General features: G+C 70.7%; 25 protein-coding genes and 1 tRNA gene. 15 read left to right on the forward strand and 11 right to left on the reverse strand.

The annotated features are described in order from the left end of the window. Positions 1-51: 51 nt before the first annotated feature. Positions 52-522: a Holliday junction resolvase RuvX gene (ruvX, locus tag ACFQS7_RS24625; RefSeq protein WP_380069799.1), complete on the reverse strand. Its 471-nt coding sequence runs from the start codon at positions 520-522 to the stop codon at positions 52-54. Positions 523-581: 59 nt separating this feature from the next. On the opposite strand from ruvX, the gene gatC reads away from it, so the two are divergent. Genes gatC through gatB form a run of 4 tightly spaced genes read left to right on the forward strand, consistent with a single transcriptional unit; the run spans position 582 to position 4168 of the window. Beyond that, a complete protein-coding gene (gene gatC, locus ACFQS7_RS24630; protein WP_380069800.1) occupies positions 582-869 on the forward strand; it encodes an Asp-tRNA(Asn)/Glu-tRNA(Gln) amidotransferase subunit GatC in 288 nt (95 codons plus the stop codon). After that, positions 869-2356, forward strand: a complete 1488-nt coding sequence (gene gatA, locus ACFQS7_RS24635) for an Asp-tRNA(Asn)/Glu-tRNA(Gln) amidotransferase subunit GatA (RefSeq protein WP_380069801.1) — start codon at positions 869-871, stop codon at positions 2354-2356. The genes gatC and gatA overlap by 1 nt, the downstream gene beginning before the upstream one ends. Continuing rightward, positions 2353-2736: a hypothetical protein gene (locus ACFQS7_RS24640; RefSeq protein ID WP_380069802.1), complete on the forward strand. Its 384-nt coding sequence runs from the start codon at positions 2353-2355 to the stop codon at positions 2734-2736. The genes gatA and ACFQS7_RS24640 overlap by 4 nt, the downstream gene beginning before the upstream one ends. Further along, a complete protein-coding gene (gatB, locus tag ACFQS7_RS24645; protein ID WP_380069803.1) occupies positions 2720-4168 on the forward strand; it encodes an Asp-tRNA(Asn)/Glu-tRNA(Gln) amidotransferase subunit GatB in 1449 nt (482 codons plus the stop codon). Before ACFQS7_RS24640 ends, gatB begins: the two co-directional genes overlap by 17 nt. 92 nt (positions 4169-4260) lie before the next feature. Here the strand turns inward: gatB and ACFQS7_RS24650 are convergent, their stop codons facing one another. Further along, positions 4261-4527, reverse strand: coding sequence for a TM2 domain-containing protein (locus ACFQS7_RS24650; RefSeq protein ID WP_380069804.1), 267 nt, complete (start codon positions 4525-4527; stop codon positions 4261-4263). A gap of 222 nt (positions 4528-4749) precedes the next feature. Here ACFQS7_RS24650 and ACFQS7_RS24655 point away from each other — a divergent pair, with 222 nt between their 5' ends. The 4 genes from ACFQS7_RS24655 to ACFQS7_RS24670 all read left to right on the forward strand — a co-directional run bounded on the left by ACFQS7_RS24655 (position 4750) and on the right by ACFQS7_RS24670 (position 8789). After that, complete coding sequence (locus tag ACFQS7_RS24655; protein WP_380069805.1) at positions 4750-5379, forward strand: glutathione S-transferase family protein; 630 nt, start codon at positions 4750-4752, stop codon at positions 5377-5379. 89 nt (positions 5380-5468) lie between these two features. Then, a tRNA-Ser gene (locus ACFQS7_RS24660) sits at positions 5469-5561 on the forward strand. Positions 5562-5681: 120 nt separating this feature from the next. Continuing rightward, positions 5682-7328, forward strand: a complete 1647-nt coding sequence (locus tag ACFQS7_RS24665; RefSeq protein ID WP_380069806.1) for a flavin-containing monooxygenase — start codon at positions 5682-5684, stop codon at positions 7326-7328. Positions 7329-7574: 246 nt separating this feature from the next. Next, complete coding sequence (locus ACFQS7_RS24670; protein ID WP_380069807.1) at positions 7575-8789, forward strand: ABC transporter substrate-binding protein; 1215 nt, start codon at positions 7575-7577, stop codon at positions 8787-8789. Between the two features lie 12 nt (positions 8790-8801). Here ACFQS7_RS24670 and ACFQS7_RS24675 read toward each other — a convergent pair whose 3' ends face one another. Together ACFQS7_RS24675 and ACFQS7_RS24680 are read right to left on the reverse strand one after the other, a co-directional pair. Then, complete coding sequence (locus ACFQS7_RS24675; RefSeq protein ID WP_380069808.1) at positions 8802-9143, reverse strand: DOPA 4,5-dioxygenase family protein; 342 nt, start codon at positions 9141-9143, stop codon at positions 8802-8804. Positions 9144-9180: 37 nt separating this feature from the next. After that, entirely contained in the window at positions 9181-10314 is a 1134-nt protein-coding gene (locus ACFQS7_RS24680) for an aminotransferase class V-fold PLP-dependent enzyme (RefSeq protein WP_380069809.1), read from the reverse strand. Between the two features lie 61 nt (positions 10315-10375). Here ACFQS7_RS24680 and ACFQS7_RS24685 point away from each other — a divergent pair, with 61 nt between their 5' ends. Next, positions 10376-10813 carry a YqaA family protein gene (locus ACFQS7_RS24685; protein ID WP_380069810.1) on the forward strand — a complete coding sequence of 146 codons (438 nt, stop codon included), beginning with the start codon at positions 10376-10378 and terminating at the stop codon, positions 10811-10813. A 58-nt stretch (positions 10814-10871) separates the two neighbouring features. Continuing rightward, the gene (locus tag ACFQS7_RS24690; protein WP_380069811.1) at positions 10872-12413 is read left to right on the forward strand and encodes a phytoene desaturase; all 1542 of its coding nucleotides are present in this window, start codon (positions 10872-10874) and stop codon (positions 12411-12413) included. 69 nt (positions 12414-12482) lie between these two features. On the opposite strand, the gene ACFQS7_RS24695 is transcribed toward ACFQS7_RS24690, so the two are convergent. After that, positions 12483-13235, reverse strand: a complete 753-nt coding sequence (locus tag ACFQS7_RS24695; RefSeq protein ID WP_380069812.1) for a hypothetical protein — start codon at positions 13233-13235, stop codon at positions 12483-12485. A 90-nt stretch (positions 13236-13325) separates the two neighbouring features. Here ACFQS7_RS24695 and ACFQS7_RS24700 point away from each other — a divergent pair, with 90 nt between their 5' ends. The 3 genes from ACFQS7_RS24700 (at position 13326) to ACFQS7_RS24710 (ending at position 16921) form a co-directional block, all read left to right on the forward strand. Then, positions 13326-14684, forward strand: a complete 1359-nt coding sequence (locus tag ACFQS7_RS24700; protein ID WP_380069813.1) for a cytochrome P450 — start codon at positions 13326-13328, stop codon at positions 14682-14684. 10 nt (positions 14685-14694) lie between these two features. Next, the gene (locus tag ACFQS7_RS24705) at positions 14695-15834 is read left to right on the forward strand and encodes an ATP-grasp domain-containing protein (protein ID WP_380069814.1); all 1140 of its coding nucleotides are present in this window, start codon (positions 14695-14697) and stop codon (positions 15832-15834) included. A 124-nt stretch (positions 15835-15958) separates the two neighbouring features. Further along, positions 15959-16921 carry an FG-GAP repeat domain-containing protein gene (locus tag ACFQS7_RS24710; RefSeq protein ID WP_380069815.1) on the forward strand — a complete coding sequence of 321 codons (963 nt, stop codon included), beginning with the start codon at positions 15959-15961 and terminating at the stop codon, positions 16919-16921. A 154-nt stretch (positions 16922-17075) separates the two neighbouring features. Here ACFQS7_RS24710 and ACFQS7_RS24715 read toward each other — a convergent pair whose 3' ends face one another. After that, positions 17076-18023: a carotenoid 1,2-hydratase gene (locus ACFQS7_RS24715; protein ID WP_380069816.1), complete on the reverse strand. Its 948-nt coding sequence runs from the start codon at positions 18021-18023 to the stop codon at positions 17076-17078. Beyond that, positions 18020-19507, reverse strand: coding sequence for a 1-hydroxycarotenoid 3,4-desaturase CrtD (gene crtD / locus ACFQS7_RS24720; protein WP_380069817.1), 1488 nt, complete (start codon positions 19505-19507; stop codon positions 18020-18022). The genes ACFQS7_RS24715 and crtD overlap by 4 nt, the downstream gene beginning before the upstream one ends. Positions 19508-19757: 250 nt before the next feature. Between crtD and aqpZ the strand changes: the two genes are divergently transcribed. After that, entirely contained in the window at positions 19758-20543 is a 786-nt protein-coding gene (gene aqpZ, locus ACFQS7_RS24725; protein ID WP_380069818.1) for an aquaporin Z, read from the forward strand. Next, a complete protein-coding gene (locus ACFQS7_RS24730; protein WP_380069819.1) occupies positions 20543-21091 on the forward strand; it encodes a PsiF family protein in 549 nt (182 codons plus the stop codon). The genes aqpZ and ACFQS7_RS24730 overlap by 1 nt, the downstream gene beginning before the upstream one ends. Here ACFQS7_RS24730 and ACFQS7_RS24735 read toward each other — a convergent pair. The 4 genes from ACFQS7_RS24735 to ACFQS7_RS24750 all read right to left on the reverse strand — a co-directional run bounded on the left by ACFQS7_RS24735 (position 21088) and on the right by ACFQS7_RS24750 (position 24799). After that, positions 21088-21432 (reverse strand): hypothetical protein, encoded by a 345-nt coding sequence (locus ACFQS7_RS24735; RefSeq protein WP_380069820.1) that lies wholly within the window; start codon positions 21430-21432, stop codon positions 21088-21090. The two genes, ACFQS7_RS24730 and ACFQS7_RS24735, sit on opposite strands and share 4 nt — an antisense overlap. A gap of 370 nt (positions 21433-21802) precedes the next feature. Next, positions 21803-23128: an LLM class flavin-dependent oxidoreductase gene (locus tag ACFQS7_RS24740; RefSeq protein WP_380069821.1), complete on the reverse strand. Its 1326-nt coding sequence runs from the start codon at positions 23126-23128 to the stop codon at positions 21803-21805. A gap of 92 nt (positions 23129-23220) precedes the next feature. Continuing rightward, complete coding sequence (locus ACFQS7_RS24745) at positions 23221-23823, reverse strand: glutathione S-transferase (RefSeq protein WP_380069822.1); 603 nt, start codon at positions 23821-23823, stop codon at positions 23221-23223. Positions 23824-23833: 10 nt separating this feature from the next. Further along, entirely contained in the window at positions 23834-24799 is a 966-nt protein-coding gene (locus tag ACFQS7_RS24750) for an NAD(P)-dependent oxidoreductase (RefSeq protein WP_380069823.1), read from the reverse strand. Positions 24800-24852 lie beyond the last annotated feature (53 nt).

The raw sequence follows: 24852 nt of genomic DNA on the forward strand, positions 1-24852 counted from the left end.
AAGCTAGCCCTGCCGGGGAGGGTGGCCAAGCGTTGCCGCCGGGCGGCAGGATCAACCGGCGGCCGGCCTCGTCGCGTCCAGCGCGCTTTGCAACGTATAGGCGGCCGCCGCCGCATCTACCGCCGCCGCGCGCTTGGCCCGGGTCATGTCGGCCTCGATCATTGCCCGGTTCACCGCAGAACTGCTCAGCCGCTCGTCCCACAGCGCCACCGGCAGGCCGGCCGCCTCGCCCAGCGCCATGGCCCAGTCCTTGGCCGCCTGGGCGGCCGGGCCGAAGGAGCCGTCCATCCCCAGCGGCAGGCCGACCACCAGCCCGCCGGCGCCCTGCTGCCGGGCGATCGCCAGCACCTCGGCCGCGTTGGCGCGCAGCTTGCCCCGCTTCAAGGAGCCATAGGGCGAGGCCAGCATCAGCAGCACGTCGGACAGCGCCACGCCGATCAGCTTCGATCCGGGATCGAGGCCGATCAGCCTTTGGCCGCGGGGCAGGGCGGCACGGAGGTCGGTCAGGTTGAAGAGGGGCATGGCGGCCGTTATAGCCCTGGCAAGCCAAATGTAGCCCCTGGCCAGGTCTGGAATCCCGCATGTCCCTCGACACCGCCACGGTGAGGCGCATCGCCTCGCTCGCCCGCATCCGGCTGGAGGAGGAGGAGGTCGGCCGCATGCAGGCCGAGCTCAACGGCATCCTCGGCTGGATCGAGCAATTGCAGGCGGTGGACACCACGGGCATCGAGCCGATGGCCGGTGGCGGTGCGGTGTCGCTGCCGCTGCGGGACGACGTCGTCACCGATGGCGGCATCCCGGAAAAGATCCTGGCCAATGCGCCCGACCGGATGGGCGAATATTTCGGCGTGCCGAAGGTGGTCGAATAATGCACCCGACGGATTTCTCGCTCCGCGGCGCCATCGAGGCGCTGAACGAGGGGCTGCTGACCAGCGTCGAGCTGACCCAGGCGCACCTGGACGGTATCGCGGCGCTGAATCCCCGCCTGAACGCCTACCTGACCGTGACCGGGGAGCAGGCGCTGGCCCAGGCCAAGGCCAGCGATGCGCGCCGCGCCGAGGGGCTGGCCGGGCCGCTGGAGGGCATCCCGCTGGCGATCAAGGACCTGTTCTGCACGGCGGGGACGCGGACCACGGCGGGCAGCCGGATCCTCGGCAATTTCGTGCCGCCCTACGAGAGCACGGTGTCGGGCAACCTGCTGCGCGACGGCGCGGTCTTCCTCGGCAAGGTCAACCTCGACGAATTCGCCATGGGCTCGTCGAACACTACCAGCGCCTTCGGGCCGGTGGAGAACCCGTGGAGCCGGCGCAACGATCCGGATGCGCGGCTGGTGCCGGGCGGGTCCTCCGGCGGGTCGGCGGCCGCGGTCGCGGCGCGGCTGGCGCTGGGGGCGACGGCGACCGACACGGGCGGGTCGATCCGCCAGCCGGCGGCCTTCTGCGGCATCGCCGGGATCAAGCCGACCTATGGGCGGTGCAGCCGCTACGGCATCGTCGCCTTCGCCTCCAGCCTCGATCAGGCCGGGCCGGTGGCCCGCACGGTCGAGGATTGCGCGATCCTGCTGCGCTCCATGGCCGGCTACGACCCGAAGGACAGCACCTCGGCCGATGTTCCCGTGCCGGATTTCGGGGTTGCCTGCGCCCGCGGGGTGAAGGGGCTGCGGATCGGCGTGCCGAAGGAATACCGGCTGGAGGGCACGCCGCCCGAGATCGCCGCCTTGTGGGAGCAGGGCCTGCAATGGCTGCGCGACCAGGGCGCCGAGACGGTCGAGATCAGCCTGCCGCACACGAAATACGCGCTGCCAACCTACTACATCGTCGCCCCGGCCGAGGCCTCCTCCAACCTCGCGCGCTATGACGGCGTGCGCTTCGGCCTGCGGGAGACCGCGAAGGACAGCGACCTGAAGGACCTCTACGAGCGGACCCGCGCCGCCGGCTTCGGCACCGAGGTCAAGCGCCGCATCATGATCGGCACCTATGTGCTGAGCGCCGGCTACTACGACGCCTACTACCTGAAGGCGCAGAAGATCCGCGCGCTGATCAAGCGCGACTTCGACGAAGCTTTTCAGAAGGTCGACGCCATCGTCACCCCGGCGACGCCCTCGGCCGCCTTCGGGATGGACGAGAAGCAGGACGACCCGATCACGATGTACCTCAACGACGTCTTCACCGTGACGGCGAACCTGGCGGGCCTGCCGGGCCTGGCGGTTCCGGCGGGGCTGGATGCGCAGGGGCTGCCGCTCGGCCTGCAGGTGATCGGCCGCGCCTTCGACGAGGAGACGGTCTTCGCGGTCGGCGCCGCGATCGAGACGGCGGCGGATTTCCGCGCCGTGCCGGCGCTGCGGGCCGGGGCGTGACCGAGGCGGCGCTCGACCGCGGGCGTAGCTTCGCCGCCATCCGCATGGCGGCCGAGGCGCGGCGCTTCCTCAGCTACGGCGCCGTGGCGGAGGCCAGCGGATTGGCCTGGCAGGCGGCGCGACGACGGATGGACCCGCATCTCTTCGCACTCTGCGCCTGGGCGACGGGGCTGGGCTGGCCGCTGCTCTCCGCCATCGTGGTGGACCGGAAAAGCCTCGCGCATGGTGTCATGCGCGGCAGGCCGTTGATCGGCTTCGCCCGCGCGGCGGAGCGCTGCGGGCGTATCGTGGGCGGCGACGCCGCCGCATTCCTGGCCGACGAGCAAGCGCGCGTCTTCGCCTGGGCAGACAAGGAACGAGGCCATGTCCTTTACGCTTGAGGGCCGCACCGGCCCCTGGGAGATCGTCGTCGGCCTGGAAGTCCATGCCCAGGTGACGAGCAAGGCCAAGCTGTTCAGCGGCGCCGCGACCGATTTCGGCGCCGAGCCGAACAGCCAGGTCAGCTTCGTCGATGCCGGCTTCCCCGGTATGCTGCCGGTGATCAACCGCGAATGCGTGGCGCAGGCGGTGCGGACCGGCTTGGGGCTGAAGGCGCAGGTGAACCTGTGGTCGCGCTTCGACCGCAAGAACTATTTCTATGCCGACTTGCCGCAGGGCTACCAGATCAGCCAGTTCGCCCACCCGATCATCGGCACCGGCGAGATCGAGATCACGCTGGCCGACGGCAGCAGCAAGACCATCGGCATCACCCGGCTGCACCTGGAACAGGATGCCGGCAAGTCGCTGCACGACCAGCACCCGTCGAAGTCCTTCATCGACCTGAACCGCTCGGGCGTCGCGCTGATGGAGATCGTCTCCGAGCCCGACATGCGGAGCCCCGAGGAGGCCGGCGCCTACCTGACCAAGCTGCGGCAGATCCTGCGCTACCTCGGCACCTGCGACGGCAACATGGACGAGGGCTCGATGCGGGCCGACGTCAATGTCTCGGTCCGCAAGGCCGGGGAGGATTACCGCACCCGCTGCGAGGTGAAGAACGTCAACTCCATCCGCTTCGTCATGCAGGCGGTCGAGGCCGAGGCGCGGCGGCAGATCGAGGTCTGGGAAGACGGCGGCGAGGTCGTGCAGGAGACCCGGCTGTTCGACACCGGCCGCGGCGTCACCCGCAGCATGCGGTCGAAGGAGGATGCGCATGACTACCGCTACTTCCCCGACCCGGACCTTCCCCCGCTGGTGCTGGAGGCCGATTGGGTCGCGCAGCTGAAGGCCGCGCTGCCCGAACTGCCGGATGTCCGGCGCGCCCGCTACGCGGCGATGGGGCTGACGCCCTACGACGCGCATGTGCTGACGCTCGAGAAGGAGACGGCAGTCTATTTCGAGGAGGTGGCCCGCGGCCGCGACGCCAAGGTCGCCGCCAATTGGGTGACCGGCGACCTCTTCGCCGCGATCAACCGGACCAAGACCAGCATCGCCGAACCGCCGGTGCCGGCCGCCCATCTCGGCGCGCTGCTGGACCTGCTGGCGGACAAGACCTTGTCCGGCACGCTGGCGAAGCAGGTCTTCGAGGCGATGGTCGAGACCGGCAAGAGCCCTGGCGCCATCGTCGAGGAGCGCGGCCTGCGGCAGGTGACCGATACCGGCGCGATCGACCGCATGGTCGAGCAGGTGATGGCGGCCAATGCCGACAAGGTCGCCGAATACCGTTCGGGCAAGGACAAGCTGTTCGGCTTCTTCGTCGGCCAGGTGATGAAGGCCATGCAGGGCAAGGGAAACCCGGCCCTGGTGAACGAAGCGGTCAAGAAATTGCTGGGCTGACTCGGAGAAATGGAGGGGCCGGGGGTAGGCATTCCCCCGGCCTTGCTTGCGTGCGCGTGCGTCCGGCCCCCCGGGGGAAGGGCTGCCGCCGATCAGGCCAGCGCCGGCATCGCCTGGTTGGTCTCGCGCGCCATCGAGGGGATCAGCAACGCATCCGCCAGGGCCCAGGTGCCCGTGGCGACGAAGCCGAGCAGCCCGAGTCCGCTCCAGATCAGCGGGATCGAGAGCAGCGTGATCGCGGCCATCCCGGCGCCCGACAGGTTGCGGCCGAGATAGAGCCGGTGGAGGCCGAAGAGGCCGAAGAAAGCCAGCAAGACATAGGCAAGCCCCACCGATTTCCGGCGTGAGCCAGGCAACATCACCGCATCCATAAAAACCATCCCCCGATCGGGCACCGGTCGTACCCCAAACGAAACGGCGCCAGTGCCAAGTTGCTGCACCGCGGAGCGAATGGGAAGGCGTTTCGCATCAACGGCTTCGACTTTCATCCGTCGTGGCGGTGGCGCCACGGCGGCATGGCCTCGCCGCCGGAATGGGCTTCCGCTAGCCTTCCCGCGGAAACGTCCCGACCGGAGCCCCCGATGATCGAATTGCACACCTGGAACACCCCGAACGGCCGCAAGATCAGCGTCGCACTCGAGGAAATGGGCCTGCCCTATACGGTCAAGCCGGTGAACATCTCCAAGAACGAGCAATTCGACCCCGCCTTCCTCAAATTCAGCCCGAACAACCGCATCCCGGCGATCATCGATCCGGACGGCCCGGGCGGGCAGCCGATCAGCGTCTTCGAAAGCGGTGCGATCCTGATCTACCTGGCGGAAAAGACCGGAAAGTTCATGCCCAGCGACCTGCGGTCGAAGGTGCCGGTGCTGGAATGGCTGATGTGGCAGATGGGCGGCTTCGGGCCGATGCCGGGCCAGGTCCACCACTTCCTCATGCAGCCTGACGGGCCGGCCAAGGACTACGGCTTCACCCGCTACCACAAGGAGACCGAGCGGCTGTACGGCGTGCTCGACCGCCGCCTGGCGGGGCGGGACTACGTGGCGACCGAAGGCGGGCCGAGCATCGCCGACTTCGCCATCCTCGGCTGGGCCTGGCGGCATGAACGCCACCAGGTGCCGTTCGACGCCCTGCCGAACGTGGCCGCCTGGTACGACCGCATGATGGCCCGGCCGGCGACGGCGAAGGGCTTCGCGGTCGAGTTGTCCTGACCCCCAGAACGGCTGGCCGGGAGGTTTGACGCCCGGCCTGCCCGCCTGTAAGACGCCTCCTGCATACGTCGTGGGCCTGCTGCACCTGAGGAGGGGTGGCCGAGTGGCTGAAGGCGACGGTTTGCTAAACCGTTAAGGGTCGTCAAGGCCCTTCGAGGGTTCGAATCCCTTCCCCTCCTCCAGCTCCCCCAAGCAAGCGCGGCCTCATCGCGTCATCCCGGCCTTGCCGCGGCCCGCCGGGCATGGCCATGCGTCCCGCTTGGCGGCAAACTCCCCGGCAAAGCCAGAGTGGGAGCGAAACCGTGCCTGACCTCCATGTCCCGGATGCCGCCGTGGCGACGCCGCAGGCCACCGGCTTCGACGCCATCATCATCGGCGCCGGCATCGCCGGCATGTACCAGCTCCATCGCCTGCGCCAGCTCGGCATGACCGTTCGGGTCTTCGAGGCCGGCACTGGCGTCGGCGGCACCTGGTACTGGAACCGCTACCCCGGCGCCCGCTTCGACTCCGAAAGCTACACCTACGGCTATGCCTTCGACGAGGCGCTGCTGCAGGAATGGAACTGGACCGAGCATTTCGCCGCCCAGCCGGAGACCCTGCGCTACCTGAACCATGTGGCGGACCGCTTCGACCTCCGCCGCGACATCCGCTTCGAGGCCCGCGTCGCCAGCGCGGCCTTCGACGAGTCGGCGCGGCAATGGGAGGTGGTGCTGGACAGCGGCGAGACGCATCGCGCCGGCATCCTGATCACCGCGATCGGCCCGCTCTCCGCCGCCACCCTGCCGCGCATCCCGGCGCTCGACGACTTCCGTGGCACCTCCTTCCACACCTATCGCTGGCCGCACGAGCCGGTGGATTTCGCGGGCAAGCGCGTCGCCGTCATCGGCACCGGCGCCACCGGCGTGCAGGTGGTGCAGACCATCGCGCCGCTGGTCGGCCAGCTCACCGTCTTCCAGCGCACGCCCAACTGGTGCACGCCGCTGCACAACGCGCCGATCACCGACGAGCAGCAGGCGAAGATCAAGGCCGGCTACCCCGAGATGTTCGAGCTGCTGCGGCGAACCCCCGGCTGCTACATCCACGACACCGACCCGCGCGGCACCTTCGAGGTGACCGAGGCCGAGCGCGAGGCCTTCTGGGAACGCCGCTATTCCGAACCTGGCTTCGGCATCTGGATGGCGAATTTCCGCGACGTGCTGACCGACCCCAAGGCCAATGCGCTGTTCAGCGACTTCGTCGCCCGCAAGATCCGCCAGCGGGTGAAGGACCCCGCGGTGGCCGAGATGCTGATCCCGAAATGCCACGGCTTCGGCACCCGGCGCGTGCCGCAGGAGACCCGCTTCTACGAAGCCTTCAACCTACCGCATGTGACGCTGGTGGACACGCGGGAGACGCCGATCGAGCGCATCACGGAGGCCGGCATCCGCACCAGCGCGGCCGAGTACGAATTCGACATCATCATCTACGCCACCGGCTTCGACGCCGTCACCGGCAGCTTCGACCGGATCGAATTCCGCGGAACGGCTGGGCAGCGGCTGAAGGACCACTGGGCGGATGGGCCGAAGACCTATCTCGGCCTGATGTCGGCCGGCTTCCCGAACTTGCTGACCATCGTCGGGCCGCACAACGCCTCCACCCGCTGCAACATCCCGCGCTGCATCGAGCAGAACGTCGATTGGGTGACCGACCTGCTGCGCCACATGCAGGTGCATGGCATCACGCGCGCCGAGGCGACGCCGGCGGCCGAGGCCGAGTGGTCGGCGCATATTGAGGAGCTGGCCGAGGGCATGCTCTATACCCAGGTGGATTCCTGGGCGACCGGCATCAACCGCAACGTGGAGGGCAAGACGGTCCGCCGCATCCTGCAATACCAGGGCGGCGCGCCGCAGTATCGCGCCCGCTGCGATGCGGTGGCGGCGGCGGGCTATGCCGGGATGAAATTGGACTGAGTACCCATCAGGGAAGAAGGCAAGGTTGGGGAGGAAAAAGCATTTCCTCCCCAACCCCTCCTTTGCTTCTTGTGAGTCAGGCACTCGCCGCGCGGCAGGTGCCAGACCCAGGAAGAATAGAGGTGGGTCCAGGGAGGATACTTCCTCCCCGGCCTTTTCGGTGGCGCGCCGGGGCCGCCCCGGCGCAGGATGCCGCCGCCCGCCGGCGGTCCGCCGACCCGGGCCAAAAGCCCCAGGGAGGCAACCATGCTGCATCGACGTACCGCTCTCGCGGCGTTCGGGGGTGCCATGCTCGCGGCACCACGGCTTGGCCGCGCGGCCGATGCCACCGGCATCACCGCGACCGAGATCCGCATCGGCAACACCGCGCCCTATAGCGGCCCGGCCTCGGCCTACGGCACCATCGCCCGCTGCGAGGCGGCCTATTTCAGGATGGTGAACGACCAGGGCGGCGTCGCCGGCCGCAAGATCAACTTCATCTCCTACGACGACGGCTACAGCCCGCCGAAGACGGTCGAGCAGGTCCGCCGCCTGGTCGAGCAGGACAAGGTCGCCTGCCTGTTCCAGAACATCGGCACCGCGGCCAACAGCGCCATCGTCCGCTACGCCAACCAGCGGAAGGTGCCGCATCTGTTCATCGGCAGCGGCGCCGACAAATGGGGCAGCTACCAGGACACGCCCTGGACCATCGGCTGGCAGCCGAGCTACCGGACCGAGGCGCAGATCTACACCAAGCACATGCTGGCCCAGGCGCCGAACGCCCGGATGGCGCTGCTCTACCAGAACGACGACTTCGGCAAGGACTACCTCACCGGCGTGCGGGACATCCTGAAGAACCGCTTCGATGCGGTGGTCACCACCGCCTCGCACGAGGTGACCGACCCGACCATCGACAGCCAGGTCCTGTCGCTGCAGGGCAGCGGCGCGACGGTGCTGCTCACGGCCACCACGCCGAAATTCGCCGCCCAGGCGATCCGCAAGGTCTTCGACATCGGCTGGCGCCCGGCGCTGCATTTCCTGACCAACGTCTCGATCTCCGCCGGCACGGTGATGCTGCCGGCGGGCGGGGAGAAGGGGACGGGGATCATCACCTCGGCCTATCTGAAGGACCCGACCGACCCCTCCTGGCGCGCGGATGCCGGGATGCAGGCCTGGCGCGGCTTCATGCAGCGCTACTACCCCGAGGGCGACGTGACCGATGCCGGCAACATCTTCGGCCATGGCATCGCCGCGACCATGGTGCAGGCGCTGCGGCAATGCGGCCGGGAGCTGACGCGGGAGCGGATGGTCCAGGAGGCCGCCAACCTGAAGGGGCTGGAGCTCGAGGTGCTGCTGCCCGGCATCCGTGTCGATACCGCGCCGACCAACTACCATCCGATCCGGCAGATGCAACTGGCGCGCTGGACCGGCACCACCTGGCAGCGCTTCGGCGAGGTGATCGAGGGCGGGTCGGGAAGCTGATCCCGGGCGGGGCTATTCCGGCAGGATCTCGGCCTTCAGCGGCAGCGGCGGGCCCATCCAGAGCGCGTGGCGGGTGTGGTCGGCGCGCTGCCGCCCGGTTTCTGGATGCACCAGCACCGACAGCGCCGCGCGGTGCAGCGCCAGCCAGGGGACCAAACGGGGGAAGAGCTCCGGCGCGAAGGCCACCTGGTACATCGCCGCGGTATGCGGCCCGACCGGCACCTCGTGCCAGCGGCCGAGCACCGCGGCGGGGAAGCCGGCGGCGATGCCCTCGCGCAGGGTCTCGGCCGCCGCTTTCGTGGTGGTGGGGTCGTAGTAGACATGCGCGTGCCAGCCGGTGATGGGCAGGTCCATCCGGCCAGCCTCAGCCGTGCGGGCATGTCCGGTCAAGTCACAGCGTGGCGCCGAGCAGCACGGCCAGCCGCTCGTAGTCCGCCGGTTCGTTGTAGGCGGCGGCCGAGATCCGCAGCCAGAAGCCGCCATCGATCGCCGAGACCGGTGCGTCCGTGCCCGCCGCCAGCAGCCGCGCCCGCAGGGCGATGGCCGCCTCGCGCGTCGCCGGGCCGGGCAGGTCGAGCCGGATCGCCGCCATGCTGCCGGCCATCCCGGGCAGGGCGGCCACCTCGGTGCCGAGCCGCGCCGCCAGCATCCCGCCGGCGGCCAACGCCATGGCACGGTTGCGCGCCATCAGCGCCGGGCCGCCAAGCGCCTCGAGGGCCTCGATGGCGTCGGTCACCGCCAGGAAGGCGCCGGGGTCGCGCGTGCCGGTCCAGTCGAATTCCGCCAGGTAGCCCTCGCCGAGGCCATGCGAGAGGATAGGCGCGTGGGTCTCCGCCCGGCGCTGCGGCGCGGTCCAGAGGAAGCCGCAGCCCTTCGGCGCCATCAGCCATTTGTGGCAGTTGCCGGCATACCAATCCGCGCCAAGTGCTGCGACCGCCAGCGGCACCTGTCCCGGCCCATGCGCGCCGTCCACCAGCACCGGCACGCCGCGCGCCCGGCAGGCAGCGACCATGGCCTCGATCGGCAGCACCAGCGCGCTGGGCGAGGTGATGTGGTCCAGCACCGCCAGCCGGGTTCGAGGGGTGATGGCGCCGGCGACCGAATTGACGACCGCCTCGGGGCGCGGCCGCGGGAAGGGCAGGCGCGCATCGACGACCCGCGCTCCGGCCGCGGCGGCGACATGGCCCGCTGTCTTCCGCACCGCGCCATAGGCATGGCTCAGCAGCAGGATCTCGTCGTCCGGGCCGATCCGGACCGAGCGCAGCACCGCGTTGCAGGCCGCCGTCGCATTGTCGACGAAGCCGAGACCATCGGCATCGCAGCCCAGGAAGCCGGCGAGCCGCGCGGCGGCGGCGCGCAGCGCGGGGGTCAGCACCTCCACCATGAAGCGGCTCGGCTGCGCTTCCAGCCGTGCCCGCCAGTCCGCCTGCGCCGCCAGCACCCGCCGCGGCGTGGCGCCGAAGGAGCCATGGTTGACGGTGAGAAAACCGGGGTCGAGGGCGAATTCCGCTCGTAGATCGTGCATGGCCGCATGAGAGGCCGCACCGGGCGCGGACGGCAAGCCGCTTTCGTGGCAGGATGCGCGGATGATCGACCTGGCGGCCTATGGCGGCCTATTCCTCGCCGCCTTCGGCGCCGCGACCATCCTGCCCTTCCAGTCCGAACCCGTGCTGGTCGGCCTGCTGCTGGCCGGCGGGCAGCCGCCCTGGCTGCTGGTGCTGGTCGCCAGCATCGGCAATGTGCTGGGCGCGGTGGTGAACTGGGTGCTCGGGCGCTGGATCCATCGCTGGCGCGACCACCCCCGGTTCCCGGTGACGCCGCCGCAACTGGCCAAGGCCGAAGCCTGGTACCGCCGCTGGGGCTGCTGGTCGCTGCTGCTGAGCTGGGCGCCGCTGGGCGGCGACGCGCTGACCGTGATCGCCGGCGTGCTGCGCGAGCCGCTCTGGATCTTCCTGGTGCTGGTCACCATCGCCAAGACCGGCCGTTACGTCGCGCTTGCGCTGCTGACGCTCGGCCTTACCTGAAACAGGGTCGCTTGTTCGCCCCCGGCGCGGGTGGTAGCGAAACCGGGGGGAGGGCACCATGCCGGACATGCAGAGCGACAGCCGACCGCATGCCGTGGTCATCGGCTCGGGCTTCGGCGGGCTGGCCGCCGCGGTGCGGCTGGGTGCGCGCGGCTGGCGGGTGACGGTGCTGGAGAAGCTCGATGCCGCGGGCGGGCGGGCCTATGTCTTCCGCCAGGACGGCTTCACCTTCGATGCCGGTCCCACCATCATCACCGCGCCCTACCTGCTGGAGGAGCTGTGGCAGGTCGCGGGGAAGCGCCTGGCCGACGACGTCGTGCTGCGCCCGGTCGACCCCTTCTACAAGATCCGCTTCGACGACGGTGAGACGCTGTCCTGCCATGCCGACCTCGACGCCATGCGGGCCGAGGTGGCGCGCATCTCGCCCGAGGATGCCGAGGGCTTCGACCGCTTCATCCGCGACAGCGAGAAGATCTACGACATCGCCTTCACCCGGCTGGTCGACCAGCCCTTCCACAAGCTCGGCACGCTGCTGACCTCGGTGCCGGACCTGATCCGGCTGCAGGGCTACCGCACGGTCTTCGCCAAGGTCTCCGACTATTTCCGCCACCCCAAGCTGCGGGTCGCCTTCAGCTTCCATCCGCTGCTGATCGGCGGCAACCCGCTGACCACCACGGCCTATTACTGCCTGATCGCGCATCTGGAACGCACCCATCGCGTGCACTATGCCATGGGCGGGATGGGCGCGCTGGTGCAGGGCCTGGTCGGGCTGATCCAGGGCCTCGGCGGCAGCCTGCGGTATGAGGCCGAGGTGGCGCGGATCGAGGTGGCGGATGGCCGGGCGACCGGCGTCACGCTGGCCTCGGGCGAGACGATCGGCGCCGACATCGTGGTCTCCAACGCCGATGTCGGCTGGACCTATTCGAAGCTGCTCGGCCACCACGGCCGCAAGCGCTGGACCGACGCGAAGGTCGCGCGGGCGCGCTATTCGATGAGCCTTTTCGTCTGGTACTTCGGCACCAGCAAGCGGTTCGATTCGGTCTACCACCACACCATGGTGCTCGGCCCGCGCTACGAGGCGCTGCTGAAGGACATCTTCTCGAGGAAGCACCTGTCGGAGGATTTCAGCCTCTACCTCCACCGTCCCAGCATGACCGACCCGTCGCTGGCGCCGCCGGGGTGCGACAGCTTCTACGTGCTGGCGCCGGTGCCGCATCTCGGCAGCGGGACGGACTGGGCGGCGCAGGCCGAGCCCTACCGCGCCGCCATCCAGCAGCGGCTTGAGGCGACCGTGCTGCCGGGCCTCGGCGAGCATATCGTCACCTCCCGCGTGCTGACACCGCAGGATTTCCGCGACCGGCTGCTGAGCGTGAACGGCGCCGCCTTTTCGCTGGAGCCGCAGCTGTTCCAGAGCGCCTGGTTCCGCCCGCACAACGTGAGCGAGGAGGTGGAGGGCCTCTATCTCGTCGGCGCCGGCACGCATCCGGGCGCCGGCGTGCCGGGGGTGATCTGCTCGGCGAAGATCCTGGACGAGGTGGTGCCGGCGCCGGGCGCCCTGGTCCGCCGCGGGGCTCCGTCAGGCGCCGATCGAAGCCCCTGACAGGGTCCGGCTTATTGCTTTATCGTGTGATTGACGTCTTTCGGTGAGTTCACCTCGGACGATCACACTCTAGGCGCGGGCGTGCCGTGGCGAGGCCGCCGCGGCTCGCGCCCGGGTCTGCGCATCGATCTTCCGCCAGTGCCAGAGGATCAGCCCGATCCCCGTGCTCAGCGGAATCGCCCACATCACCGGGTTCAGCGCCAGTTCCGGGATCAGCCGCACCGAGCCGAAGGCCATGAAGGCGGTGTAGACCGAGATTCCGGCGCCGACCAAGGCCTTCACATGTTCCTTCAGCCAGTCCATCGGCCCCGGCCGCGGCTTGTAGAGGAACCACAGGTTGGTCAGCCCAGTCGCCACCCCGACGATGGAAATGCCCATCATCAGCGGCATGTCGATCAGCCAGCCCTGCATCGCGCAATTCAGCGCGGCGATGATGACCAGCGGCTGCAGCGTCAGGTTGCGCCACTCGCGCCCCTTCTCCCGCCGCCGGCCGTTCCTCACCGCCAGCCAGCCATACCAGGCGAGGTTGATGGTGAGCACGCCCATATGCAGCATCATCCAGCCGAAGACGCCGCGGATGAAGGGCGCGTCGAACATGCCGACCAGATGCGGGTGGGTCTCCATCGGCGCGATCAACGTGAAGATGCTCATGCCGATCGCCAGCGCGCCGGTGATCAGCATCGCCACCGTGAAGACCCGGCCGGCGCGGCGATGCGTTTCGCCGCCCTTCCGGCCGATGACCGGCACCCAGAAGGCCACCGCGCCGGTGGTGCCGGCGAGGATATGGACGGCGATCAGGACATCGAAGAGCAGGCGCTCCATGGGTGCTCTCTAGCCGGCGGTTGCCCTGACAATGCCACCTGACATAGTCTGGTGTAAAGCAAACGGCACGCCCGAGGAGCAGAGCGCCCGGTGTACATTCCCCCGCGCCCGATCTCCCGTCCCGCGCTGATCGCGCTGATCCGCGTCGCCCTGCGCGGCGACGGCAACCTGCTGGCGCTGCTGCCGGCCGCCGCCTACCGGATGGAGATCGGCCCGCTCGGCTGGTCGCGCCGGTCCACCCTCATCGTCAACCGGCCGGACCTGGTGCGCCAGGTGCTGCTGGACCCGGACGGCATCTTCCCGAAGAGCGACCTGATGGTGAATGCGCTGGAGCCGCTGATCGGCGACAGCATCTTCGTCAGTTCCGGCGAGACCTGGCGGCGCCAGCGGGCGATGATCGACCCGTCCTTGACGCTGATGCGCGTCAACCGCGCCTTCCCGGCGATGGAAGCCGGCGCGGCGCTGTGCGAGGCGACGCTGGCGGAGCGCGCCGGCCGCGGCGAGCGCTTCTCGCTCGACCTGACCATGTCGCACCTGACCGCCGACATCATCTGCCGCACGGTCTTCTCGACCGGCCTGGAACACTCGGCCGCGCACGACGTCTTCGACGCCTTCACGGTGTTCGAGCGCAGCGTGGCACAAGTGGAAATCCGCCGGCTGATCATGGACAAGGCCTGGACCCGCATCCCGCAGAAGCCCGACGTGCTGGAGGCCTGCCGGCTGATCCGCGGCCATCTCGGCGTCCTGCTCGACGGCCACCTGGCCGCCGGCGCCTCCTTCGACGATATCGCCAGCAAGGTGGTCGAGGCGCGCGACGGCACGGGCCGCGCCTTCACCCGGGAGGAGCTGATCGACCAGCTCGGCGTGCTGTTCCTGGCCGGGCACGAGACCAGCGCCAGCGCGCTGACCTGGGTCTTCTTCATCCTGGCCACCCAGCCGGCGCTGGTCACCCGGCTGCGCGCCGAGATCGCCGAGGTCGTCGGCGACGGCCCGATCGAATTCGAGCACACCAAGCGGCTGACCTTCATCCGCAACGTCTTCCGCGAGACGCTGCGGCTCTATCCCCCCATCACCTTCCTGCCGCGCATCGCCAACGAGGCGACGATGCTGGGCGAGACCCGCGTGCGGCGCGGCGCGTTGATCATGGTGGCGCCCTGGGTGCTGCACCGGCATCGCGGCTACTGGAAGGACCCGGACGTCTTCGACCCCGACCGCTTCCTGCCGGAGCGCGAGGCGGAGATGACGCCGGGCGCCTACCTGCCCTTCGGCACCGGCCCGCGCATCTGCGCCGGCGCCGCCTTCGCCACGATCGAGGCGGTGCTGCTGATCGCCCGGCTGTTCCGCGCCTTCGACTTCCATGTCGAGGCGCCGGAGCGGGTGGAGCCGGCGGCGCGGCTCACCACCCGGCCGGTGGAGCAGGTGATGTGCCGCGTCACCCCCGCACCATGAACCCCGCAGCATGAACACGGTGCTGCTGACCCTGGGGCGGCTGCCCAAGGCGCTGGACATCGCCCGCAGTTTTTCGGGTGCCGGCTGGCGGGTGGTGGTCGCGGAGCCGCATCGGCGGCACCTTGCCGGCGCCTCGCGCAGCGTCGCCCGCAGCATCCGCGTCACCGCGCCGGCGGTCGATGCACGCGCCTATCTGCACGACCTCGCGCGGGTGGTGCGGGAGGAGGGCGCTGCGCTTGTCGTGCCGGTCTCGGAGGAGGCGATGCATGTCGCGCATCTCCGCCCGCTGCTGCCGGACAGCGTGCGGCTGCTCGCCATGCCGCCCGGGCTCGTGCTGCGGCTGCACGACAAGCACGGCTTCGCCCTGGCGGCGGCCGAGGCCGGGCTGGCGGTGCCGGAGACCTTCGCGCTGGACGACCCGGCGGCGCGCGGCTTGGCGGACGCCACCGACGTCATCGTCAAGCCGACGCATTCCTGTTCCGGCCGCGGCGTCCGCCGCATCCCCCGCGGTGCGCCGCTGCCACCGCCGGAACCCGCCGTGGTGCAGCGCCTGGTGGTCGGGCAGGAGCACAGCAGCTGCACCCTGGCGCAGGACGGCCGCGTCCAGGCCACCGCGGTCTATCGCGGCACGCTGATGTCGGGGTCGGTCGCCGTGGGGTTCGAGCGGGTGGACCACCCGGCGATCGAGGCCTGGATCGCCCGATTCGTCGAAGCGACCGGCTGGAGCGGCTTCATCGCCTTCGACCTGATCGTCGACGCGGCAGGCAAGCCCTGGGGCATCGAGTGCAACCCGCGCACCACCAGCGGCCTGCATTTCTTCGCCGAGGCCGACCTCGCGCCGGCCATCCTCGACCCCGCGCATCCGCTGCGCTTCCGGCCGGAACGCCGGCTGCAGCAATTCTGGTCCTGCGTGACCGAGACGCAGGACAGCTTCGGCGACTGGCCGCGCTTCCGCGCCAATATCCGCCACCTGTTCGGCACGCGCGACGTGACCTGGCGGGGCCGGGACCCGCTGCCGCTGCTGACCATGCCCTGGACCGCCTGGCCGATCATCAGCGAGGCGAAGCGGCGCGGCGTGCCCTTCGGCGAGGTGGCGACGCTCGACGTCGGCTGGTCGGACGCCGGGCCGGTCCCGCACAGCGCGGGCTGATCGCGGCGGCGCTGCCGCTTCGGCGCCACGCGGCCGCGGAACAGCCAGGCTCGCCGGGACGTGTCACCGCCCGCCCGCCGCAACGGCGGAGACTGCGGCCATCGGCGCATCAATTGGGACGACAATGGGCAACACGACTCACACGGCCAGGCTGGACTTCAACGCGGACGGCAATACCGACCTGCTGTGGCAGGGCGCGAATGGCGACTACAGCATCTGGTACATGGCCGCGGATGGCCGCAGCGGCCTCGGCTCCGTCTATATCCCGAGCCCGGGGCCGGGCTGGACGCTCGCCCTCCTCGGCGATTTCGGCGCGGATCCCGCGCCCGCCACCGATTTCCTCTGGGCGCCGGCGGGCGGCAACCTGACGATCTGGCACTGGTCGGCGGACGGGCAGACGCATGGCGACCGGGTGCTGCTGTATGGCAGCGCGATCCCGCTGGTGGCGGCGGGCGACTTCAACGGCGACGGCATGGACGACATGCTGGGCTTCACGCCGCCCAGCGCCGCGCTGCCGAACGGGTCATGGCGATCCTACGACGCGAGCGACCGCAAGATCCCCTCCACCGGCATCGGCAGCATGGCGCCGGTGCCGGTGGACGATGCCTTCGCCGGCGTCGGCGACTTCAACGGTGACGGGCGCGACGACATCCTGTTCCGCAGCGCGGCCTCGCCCGGGGATTTCCTGATCCGCAACGTGAATACGGCGACGCCGCTGCAGACCGGGGTGATGCAGAGCGTGGATGCGCCCTTCCTGGGTCCCGACGCCAGCTGGGGGCTGGTGGCCATCGCCGATTTCGACGGCGACCGGCGTGCCGACCTGCTCTGGTACAACGCGGCGGCGGGGGCGACCTCGATCTGGCTGATGGACAACAACGCGCCGAAATCCATGGCCATCCTGCCCGACCCGGGGCGGTTCTGGACCCCCGTCGATGCCGCCGACTACGACAATGACGGCAAGGCCGACCTGCTCTGGCGCGGCGCCGACGGCGCCTACAGCGAATGGCTCATGGACGGCGCGACACCCCTCGCGCTCGGTCTCTATGCCGCGCCGCTCGGCGACTACTGGACGGTGGCCTCGGCCTAGCCTGCGGGCGTCCTGGGTGGAAACACCCAGGACGCGCATCGGCGGCGCATCGTCGCCTGGAGCATGATGCCGGCGTCGCTCACGCATCGTGCTGCGGCCTCTGTCGGGCCGCGCGGGTCAGGCTTCCGACGATTCCGCCTCGGGCCATCGCGCTCTAGCGCCGGGCGCGGGGCACCTTCACCGGCAGCATGACCTGGATCGGCAGCGCGGCGAAGCGGTCCAGCGCCAGGCTTTCATGCACCGCCGTCGCCTCCCGCCCCAGCAGCCGGGTGCGGATCTCGGACCGCGTGTAGAAGGGCGTGTCCTCGAGCGGGCGGACCAGCCGCGCCGTGCCGTCTTCCGACCGCGCCGGCCGCGCCACGCCCCAGAAGCCGCGCGGCAGGGCGGCGGCGGGCGGCGGCTCGACATCCTCGACCGTGCCGTCGGCGCCGACGCGCAAGGCCAGCGACTGCGCCGTGCCGTCGCGGCGTAGCGCGTTGTAGAGCACCGCGGTCTGGTCCGGCATCGGCGCGCGGCACCAGTCCCAGTCGACGAAATCCTGCTCCAGCGGCGCGCTGCCCGCATTGGTGTCGAAATAGGCCGGGCCGGACCAGCGCAGCGCGGGGCTCTCCAGCGTCACCTCCACGCGGGACCGTGCGGCGATCGGCTGCCAGCGATGCCGCCCCGCCGCATCCAGCAGGAAGGCGCGCGTCGAGACCGCCTGCGGGATCACCCGCACCGTGCCGCGCAGCCGGGTCGGGATCGGCGCGGTCACCTCCTCGATACGGATGGTCAGGGCATTGCCGTCCCATTCCATCCCGCTCGGCCCGATCTGCAGGAAGTCCGGCCCGCGCCGCAGCGCGGTGCGCGGCCGGTCGGTCATCGCCCAGCGCCGCGGCGAACCGTACAGCGCCACGTTCATGCAGCAGTGGTTCTCCGGGTCACCGGCGCCCCAGCGGCGCGACCAGGCATACCAGGGGGAGAACACCGTGCCGATGAAGGCGATGATGGTGATGCCGTGCCTGCCGTCGTCGCTCAGGGCATCGACATACCACCAGGCATAGCCATGCGGCGGGACGGGACGGTCGAATTCCCAGCCGCGCGTCTTGATGATCGCGTTCATCGGATATCCTCCAGCACCGCCGCCGCGGCCAGCCTGCCGGACAGCGTCGCCATCGGCACGCCGGCGCCCGGATGCGCGCTGCCGCCGGCGAGATACAGGCCCGGCAGCCGGGTGCGGGCGCCCGGCCGGCTGAAGCTCGCCTGCCAGCCATGCACCGCCATGCCGTAGAGCGCGCCGCCGGTCGCCGGGAACAGCCGCTCGAAGCCGAAGGGCGTGGTCAGCACCTCGCGCGCCGGGTCGCGGGCAATGCGGAGCCCGGCGCGCTGCATGACGCCGAAGCTGGCCTCGGCCGCCGCCTCGATCTCGGCCGTGCTCATCGGCGTCGAATCGCCCCGCGCCGGCGCGTTGATCAGGCAGAGCAGGCGTTCCGGCCCGTCGGGGGGGGTATCGTCGTCGCCGCGGTCCTGGGCGCAGACATAGACGGTGGGCGCTGCCGGCACCCGCGCGCGGGCGGAGAGATCGGCGAACTCGCCGGGGTAGTCGCGCGAGAAGAAGACGTTGTGCCGCACCAGCGGGAAGCCCGCGGTCTCCGCATGCATGGCCCAGGTGATGGCGGACAGCGACCGGCGCGACCGGGGCACGGCATCGACCGCCTTGGCGACGCCCGCACCGAACCGCCCGGTGCCGATCGCCGAGGCATCCGCATTGGCGACCACCGCGGCGGCCTCGATCACCTCGCCATCCGCCAGCCGCACGCCGCGGACGCGACCGCCCTCGGTCAGGATCGCCGCAACCTCCGCCCCGTAGCGGAACTGCGCGCCCTTGGTCTGCGCCAGCGCCTCGATGGCACGGGCGATGCGATGCATGCCGCCCTCCACCAGCCAGACCCCGGATTGCTCGACATGCGCGATCAGCATCAGCGTCGCCGGCGCCAGGAAGGGAGAGGAGCCGACATAGGTGGCGTAGCGGCCGAACAGCTGCCGCAGCCGCGGGTCCCTGAAATGCTCGCCGAGCGCCGCCCACAGCGAGCTGAAGGGCGAGGTCTGCAGCAGCCGCCCGACGCCGCCGATCCCGGCGCGGCTGACGAGGGAGACCGGCGTCGGCTTGCCGCCGCGGATGAAGGGACCTTCCAGCGCCGCATAGGTCCGCCTGGCCCGTGCGACGAAATCCAGGTAGCCGCGCGCCTCGGCCGCCCCGGCGAAGCCGCCGATCGCATCGGCCGAGGCGCCGACATCGGCGAACAGGTCGAGCCGCGCCGCGTCGCCGTCCCAGGCATGCCGCGCCAGGACCGCGACCGGGGCCAGCGCCAGATGGTCGGCCAGGTCGGCGCCGGCCGCGGCGAATAGCTCCTCGAAGACCCAGCGCATGGTGAAGACGGTCGGGCCGCCGTCGATGCGTGCCTCGCCGATGGTGATCTGCCGCATCTTGCCGCCGGGTGCCGCGGCCCGTTCCAGCACCAGCACCTCCCGCCCCCGCGCGGCAAGGTCGAGCGCCGCGGCGAGCCCGCCGACGCCGGCGCCGATGACGACGACGCGCCGGCTCATGCCACGCGATCCAGGCCTTGGCGGCGACGTATCCTCATGCGGGGAATTCAGGCGGCGCAGCGCGGAATGTCAAGTTGCCGAGACACTTCACCATGCAAATCGAAACGGACACCCGGCCGCGCGGCCCGCGCATCGGTTCAGCGGGACCGTCGACACGATTCCGCGACGCCCGGTGACAGCGTGTAACTCGGTCTACAATAGACGGATGATGCGGGCACCGGAGGGGTCGCCCCGATTGGAGGGATCAGCTGTGTCTCGCAAGCTCGCGGCAGAATTCTTCGGCACCTTCTGGCTTGTGCTCGGCGGTTGCGGCAGCGCCGTGCTGGCCGCCGCCTTCCCCGAGGTCGGCATCGGCCTGCTCGGCGTCTCCTTCGCCTTCGGCCTCACCGTCCTGACCATGGCCTTCGCCATCGGCCATATCTCCGGCTGCCACCTGAACCCGGCGGTCACCTGCGGCCTGGTCGCCGCCGGCCGCTTCAAGGCGGGGGAGGCACTGCCCTACATCGCGGCGCAGGTGATCGGCGCCACGGTCGCGGCCTTCGTGCTCTACGCCATCGCCTCCGGCCAGCCGGGCTGGGACATCGCGGTGAAGGGCCTGGCGGCGAACGGCTACGGCGCGGCATCGCCGGGCAAGTTCGACTTCGGCTCCGGCTTCGTCACCGAGGTGGTGATGACCTTCTTCTTCCTGATCGTCATCCTCGGCGCCACCTCGGAACGCGCGCCCAAGGGCTTCGCGCCGATCGCCATCGGCCTCTGCCTGACGCTGATCCACCTGATCAGCATCCCGGTCACCAACACCAGCGTGAACCCGGCCCGCAGCGCCGGCCCGGCCTTCGTGCTGGGCGGCGTCGCGCTGCAGCAACTGTGGATGTTCTGGGTCGCGCCGATCCTGGGCGGCGTCGTCGGCGGGCTGGTGCACCGCTGGCTGAGCACCGAGGAAACCGCCGATGCGCTCGACCGCGCCGCGGCCGCGGTAAGTGCCCGCAGCGCCTCGCCCGAGGCGCTGGCGCCGATGACGGCACGGGAGCCGCGCTGATGCGCCGCCACGCCCTGCTGGCGCTGCCGATCCTGGTGGCGCTGACGGCGCCGGCCGCCGCGCAGCCGGCCCCGACGGCGCAGCAGGAGCGGATGACCTCCTGCAACGCCGATGCGGCGGCCAAAACCCTGGCCGGGGACGCCCGCAAGGCCTTCATGAGCGATTGCCTCGCGGGCCGGACCACGGCGGCCGCCCCGCCGCCGCTGACGGCGCAGCAGGACCGGATGAAATCCTGCAACGCCGAGGCCGCGACGAAGAGCCTCAGCGGCGAACCGCGGCAGCGCTTCATGAGCGCCTGCCTCAGCGGCAGCACCGCCGCTGGGGCCTCCGGCGCCGCGCCGGCGGTGGCGGACGGCAGCGGCCGCTTCGCCTCCGAGGCCTCGGCCAAGCGGGCCTGCGGCGGCGACCCGGTGGTCTGGGCCAATCCCGGCAGCCAGATCTTCCATGCCGCTGGCACGCAGTTCTACGGCAAGACCGCGGATGGCGGGTACATGTGCCGCGCCGCCGCGGAGAAGGCCGGCTACAAGCTGGCGGGCGGGAAGGGCTAGCGGACCGCGCCCGGGCTTTGGGTCGGCTGCGGCGGGGCGGTGCTTCCGGCATTGGGCTGCGCGCCCATGCCCTGCGACTGCGCCCCGCCCATCGCCGCGCCGGAGCCGAGATTGCCTTCCGGGCGGCGCCGCGCCGGCGTGTCGGGCGCGCCGGGCGGAGCCGGGCTATGCAGGTTGGGCTGCGGCGTGGCGGTGCCGGCCGGCACGCCGGTCGATTGCGACTGCGCGCCGGACATCGCCGCACCGGCGCCGGTATTGCCCTCCGGCTTCGGCTGCTGCGCCAGCACGGCATTGCACGCCATCAGGGGCGCGGCAAGCGCCAGCGCCGTGAGAAGCCTCATGGCATTCCTCCTCATTGGTTTGCCTTCCAACGCCGCAGGGCGCCTCGGGCGGCGAGGCTCACGTCGAGATGACGGGCAAGGGGACCGTGGGGCCGGGTCGCCGTTGCGGCGCCCTTCGTGCCTCCAGCCTCGGCCCCCGGCAGGCCCGCAGGCCACCCTGCGACACGGCGGGCAGCCGGCGCGGGCGGCGGCGACACGGCCATGCGCTGGCCCGCGGAGAAGCCTCGGCATCGGCGCGGCCCGATCCGGGCGACGATAGCCCGCCTGGATCGAGGCAAGGCCGAGGAGGGGAAAACATCCCCCATGCTGCCTGTCTGCGGGCCCGGCCCCCCGCCGCGCGGCAGGTGCCTCCTCCCTGGCCCCGCTTTTCCTATGCGGCAAAGAACTGGTTGGCCGGACGCGGCAAGCCGAGGTTTTCGCGCAGGGTCGCGCCCTCGTACGCGCGCCGGTAGATCCCCCGCCGCTGCAACTCCGGCACGACGTGATCCACGAAGTCGTCGAGTCCCGCAGGCAGGTAGGGGAACATCACGTTGAAGCCGTCGCAGGCTTCGGTCTCCAGCCAGTGCTGCATCTGGTCGGCGATCATCGCCGGTGTGCCGACCATGGCGAGCCCGGCATAGCCGCCGAGCCGCTGCGCCAGTTGCCGCACCGTCAGGTTCTCCCGCCGTGCCAGGCGGATGGCGCGCTCGCGGCCGGACTTGCTGGTCTCGGTCTCGGGGATATCCGGCAGCGGGCCATCCGGGTCGAAGGCCGAGGCATCGACGCCGAGCGCCATCGACAGCGAGGCGATGGCATTGGCGTAGTGCACCAGGCTGTCCAACTTGGCCCGCTTCGCCTTGGCCTCGTCCTCCGTCTCGCCCACCACGACGAAGCAGCCGGGCAGGATCTTCATGTGGTCGCGGTGGCGTCCCAGCCGGTCCATCCGGCCCTTGACGTCGGCATAGAAGACGCGGGCTTCCTCGATGGTGGCGGAAGCGCCGAAGACCGCCTCGGCGGTCTCGGCGGCGATCTGCCGCCCGGCCTCGGAGGCGCCGGCCTGGACGATGACCGGCCAGCCCTGGACGGGGCGGGCGATGTTCAGCGGGCCGCGGACCGACAACTCCTCGCCCTTGTGGCCGAGCACGTGCATCCTCGCGGGGTCGAAGAAGATGCCGCTGTCGACGTCGCGGATGAAGGCATCGTCGGCGAAGCTGTCCCAGAGTCCGGTGACGACGTCGTAGAACTCGCGGGCGCGCCTGTAGCGCTCGCCATGCGCCATGTGTTCGTCCTGGCCGAAGTTCAGCGCGGCGTCGGGGTTGGCCGTGGTGACCAGGTTCCAGCCGGCGCGGCCGCCGCTGATATGGTCCAGCGAGGCGAATTTGCGGGCGATGTGGTAGGGGTCGTTGTAGGTCGTGCTCGCCGTGGCGATCAGCCCGATGCGCTCCGTCACCATGGCCAGCGCGGACAGCAGGGTCAGCGGCTCGAAGGAGGTGATGGTGTGGCTGCGCTTCAGCGCCTCCACCGGCATGTTCAGCACGGCCATGTGGTCGGCCATGAAGAAGGCGTCGAAGCGGCCTTCCTCCAGCTTGCGGATCAGCTGGACATAGGCTTGCAGGTTGAAATTCGCATCGGGCCAGGCGCCGGGGTAGCGCCAGGCGCCGGTATGGATGCTGATCGGGCGCATGAAGGCGCCGAGGCGCAATTGCTTCGCGGCCATGATGGATCTCCGCAGGTTGCACCCAGCCTAGCGCGGCGCGCGGGCGGCAGGACAATGCCGCCCGCGAATACCCACCATTCGCCCCGGGTCGGTCAGGCCGGGCGGCTGGCCGCCATCGAGGGCCGGGCGTCGAAGGTGGCGAACCAGGCGGCCAGGCCCGGGCGGCCGTTGCGCCAGGCCATGTCGCCGAAGCGGAAATCCAGCCAGCCAAGCGCGCAGCCGATGGTGATGGTGCCGATATCGACCCGGCCGGCCAGGCCGAGCGCCTGCCGCTCCAGCTCGTCCAGCGCGCAGACCATCTTGTCGGTCTGCCCGGCCTGCCATTCGGCGGACTGCTTCTCGGCCGGCCGGGTCAGCGCCTCGTAGCGCAGCAGGATGCCGGCATCCATCAGCCCATCGGCCAGGGCCTGCTCGGTCAGCGCCCGCCAGCGTGCGGCGCCGGCGGCTGGGAAGAGCTTGCCGCCGCCGCCCAGGGCATCGACGTACTCGCAGATGACGCGGCTGTCGTAGAGCACGGTGCCGTCGTCGGCGACGGCGGTCGGCACCTTGCCCAGCGGGTTGCTGGCGACGACGCTGCGGTCGCGGTTGATCGGGTGCGGCGCGGCGGGGACGCGCTCGATCGCCACGCCGAGCTCGGCGGCGCAGACGGTGACCTTGCGGGCGAAGGGGGAAGCGGCAGCGAAGAAGAGTTTCATCGGATTGTCCTCAGGCGATCTCGTGGTTGACCATGAAGGCCGGGTCGCGCTTGCCGTCCAGCACGTCGAGGATGTTGCGCGCCGCCCGCCGCGCCATCCGGGCGAGGCCTTCCTCGGTGCTGGCCGCGTTGTGCGGGCTGACGATGACGTTGGGGAAGGCATAGAGCGGGTTGGTGGCGTCCGAGGGCTCGACCTCCAGCACGTCGAGCCCCGCGCCATGCAGCCGGCCGGATTGCAGCGCGGCGACCAGCGCGGCCTGCGAGACGATCGGGCCGCGCGCGGTGTTCACCAGGATGGCGCCGGGCTTCAGCGCGGCGAAGGCGGCGTCGTCCATCAGATGCCGCGTCGCGCGGGAGAGCGGGCAGTGCAGGGTCACCACATCGGCCTCGGCCAGCGCGGCGTGCAGGTCGCGGGCCGGGGCAAAGCCGTCTGCGGCGATGCGCATCGGGTGGAAGCCGGGATCGATCACCAGCACCTTCATCTGGAAGGCGCGGCAGTAATTCGCCACCCGGCTGCCGATGCGGCCATAGCCGACCACCAGCGCGGTGCGGCCGGCCAGGTCCACCATCCGCGGGTTCGGCGCGTCCCACCAGCCGCCGGACTTCACGTGGCGGTCGTGGTCCAGCGCGCGGCGGGCGACGCCCAGCATCAGCATCATGGCATGCTCGGCGACGGACAGGTCGTTGGCGCCGTTGGTGACCATGACGGGGATGTCGCGCGCGGTGCAGGCAGGGATGTCCACCGTGTCGAAGCCGACGCCGTAGCGGGAGACGACCTTGAGGTGCGGCGCCGCATCCAGCGCCGCCTGGTCCACCCGCTCCAGCCAGCAGAGCACCGCATCGGCCGAGGAGAGGTGCTGGTGGAATTGCTCCACCGGCGGGTCGTGCAGCGCGACGATGTCGAGGTCGGCGCGGGCATCGAGCACGGCCATGCCGGCCGGATGCAGGGTGCGGCAAAGCAGGATGCGGTGCGGCATCTGTGGGCGATTCCCCGGTAAGCGTTCCACCCATGCTGCCGCGAATCCGCGGC

It is taken from the genome of Dankookia sp. GCM10030260 (genome assembly GCF_042666655.1).
Classification (GTDB): Bacteria; Pseudomonadota; Alphaproteobacteria; order Acetobacterales; family Acetobacteraceae; genus Paracraurococcus.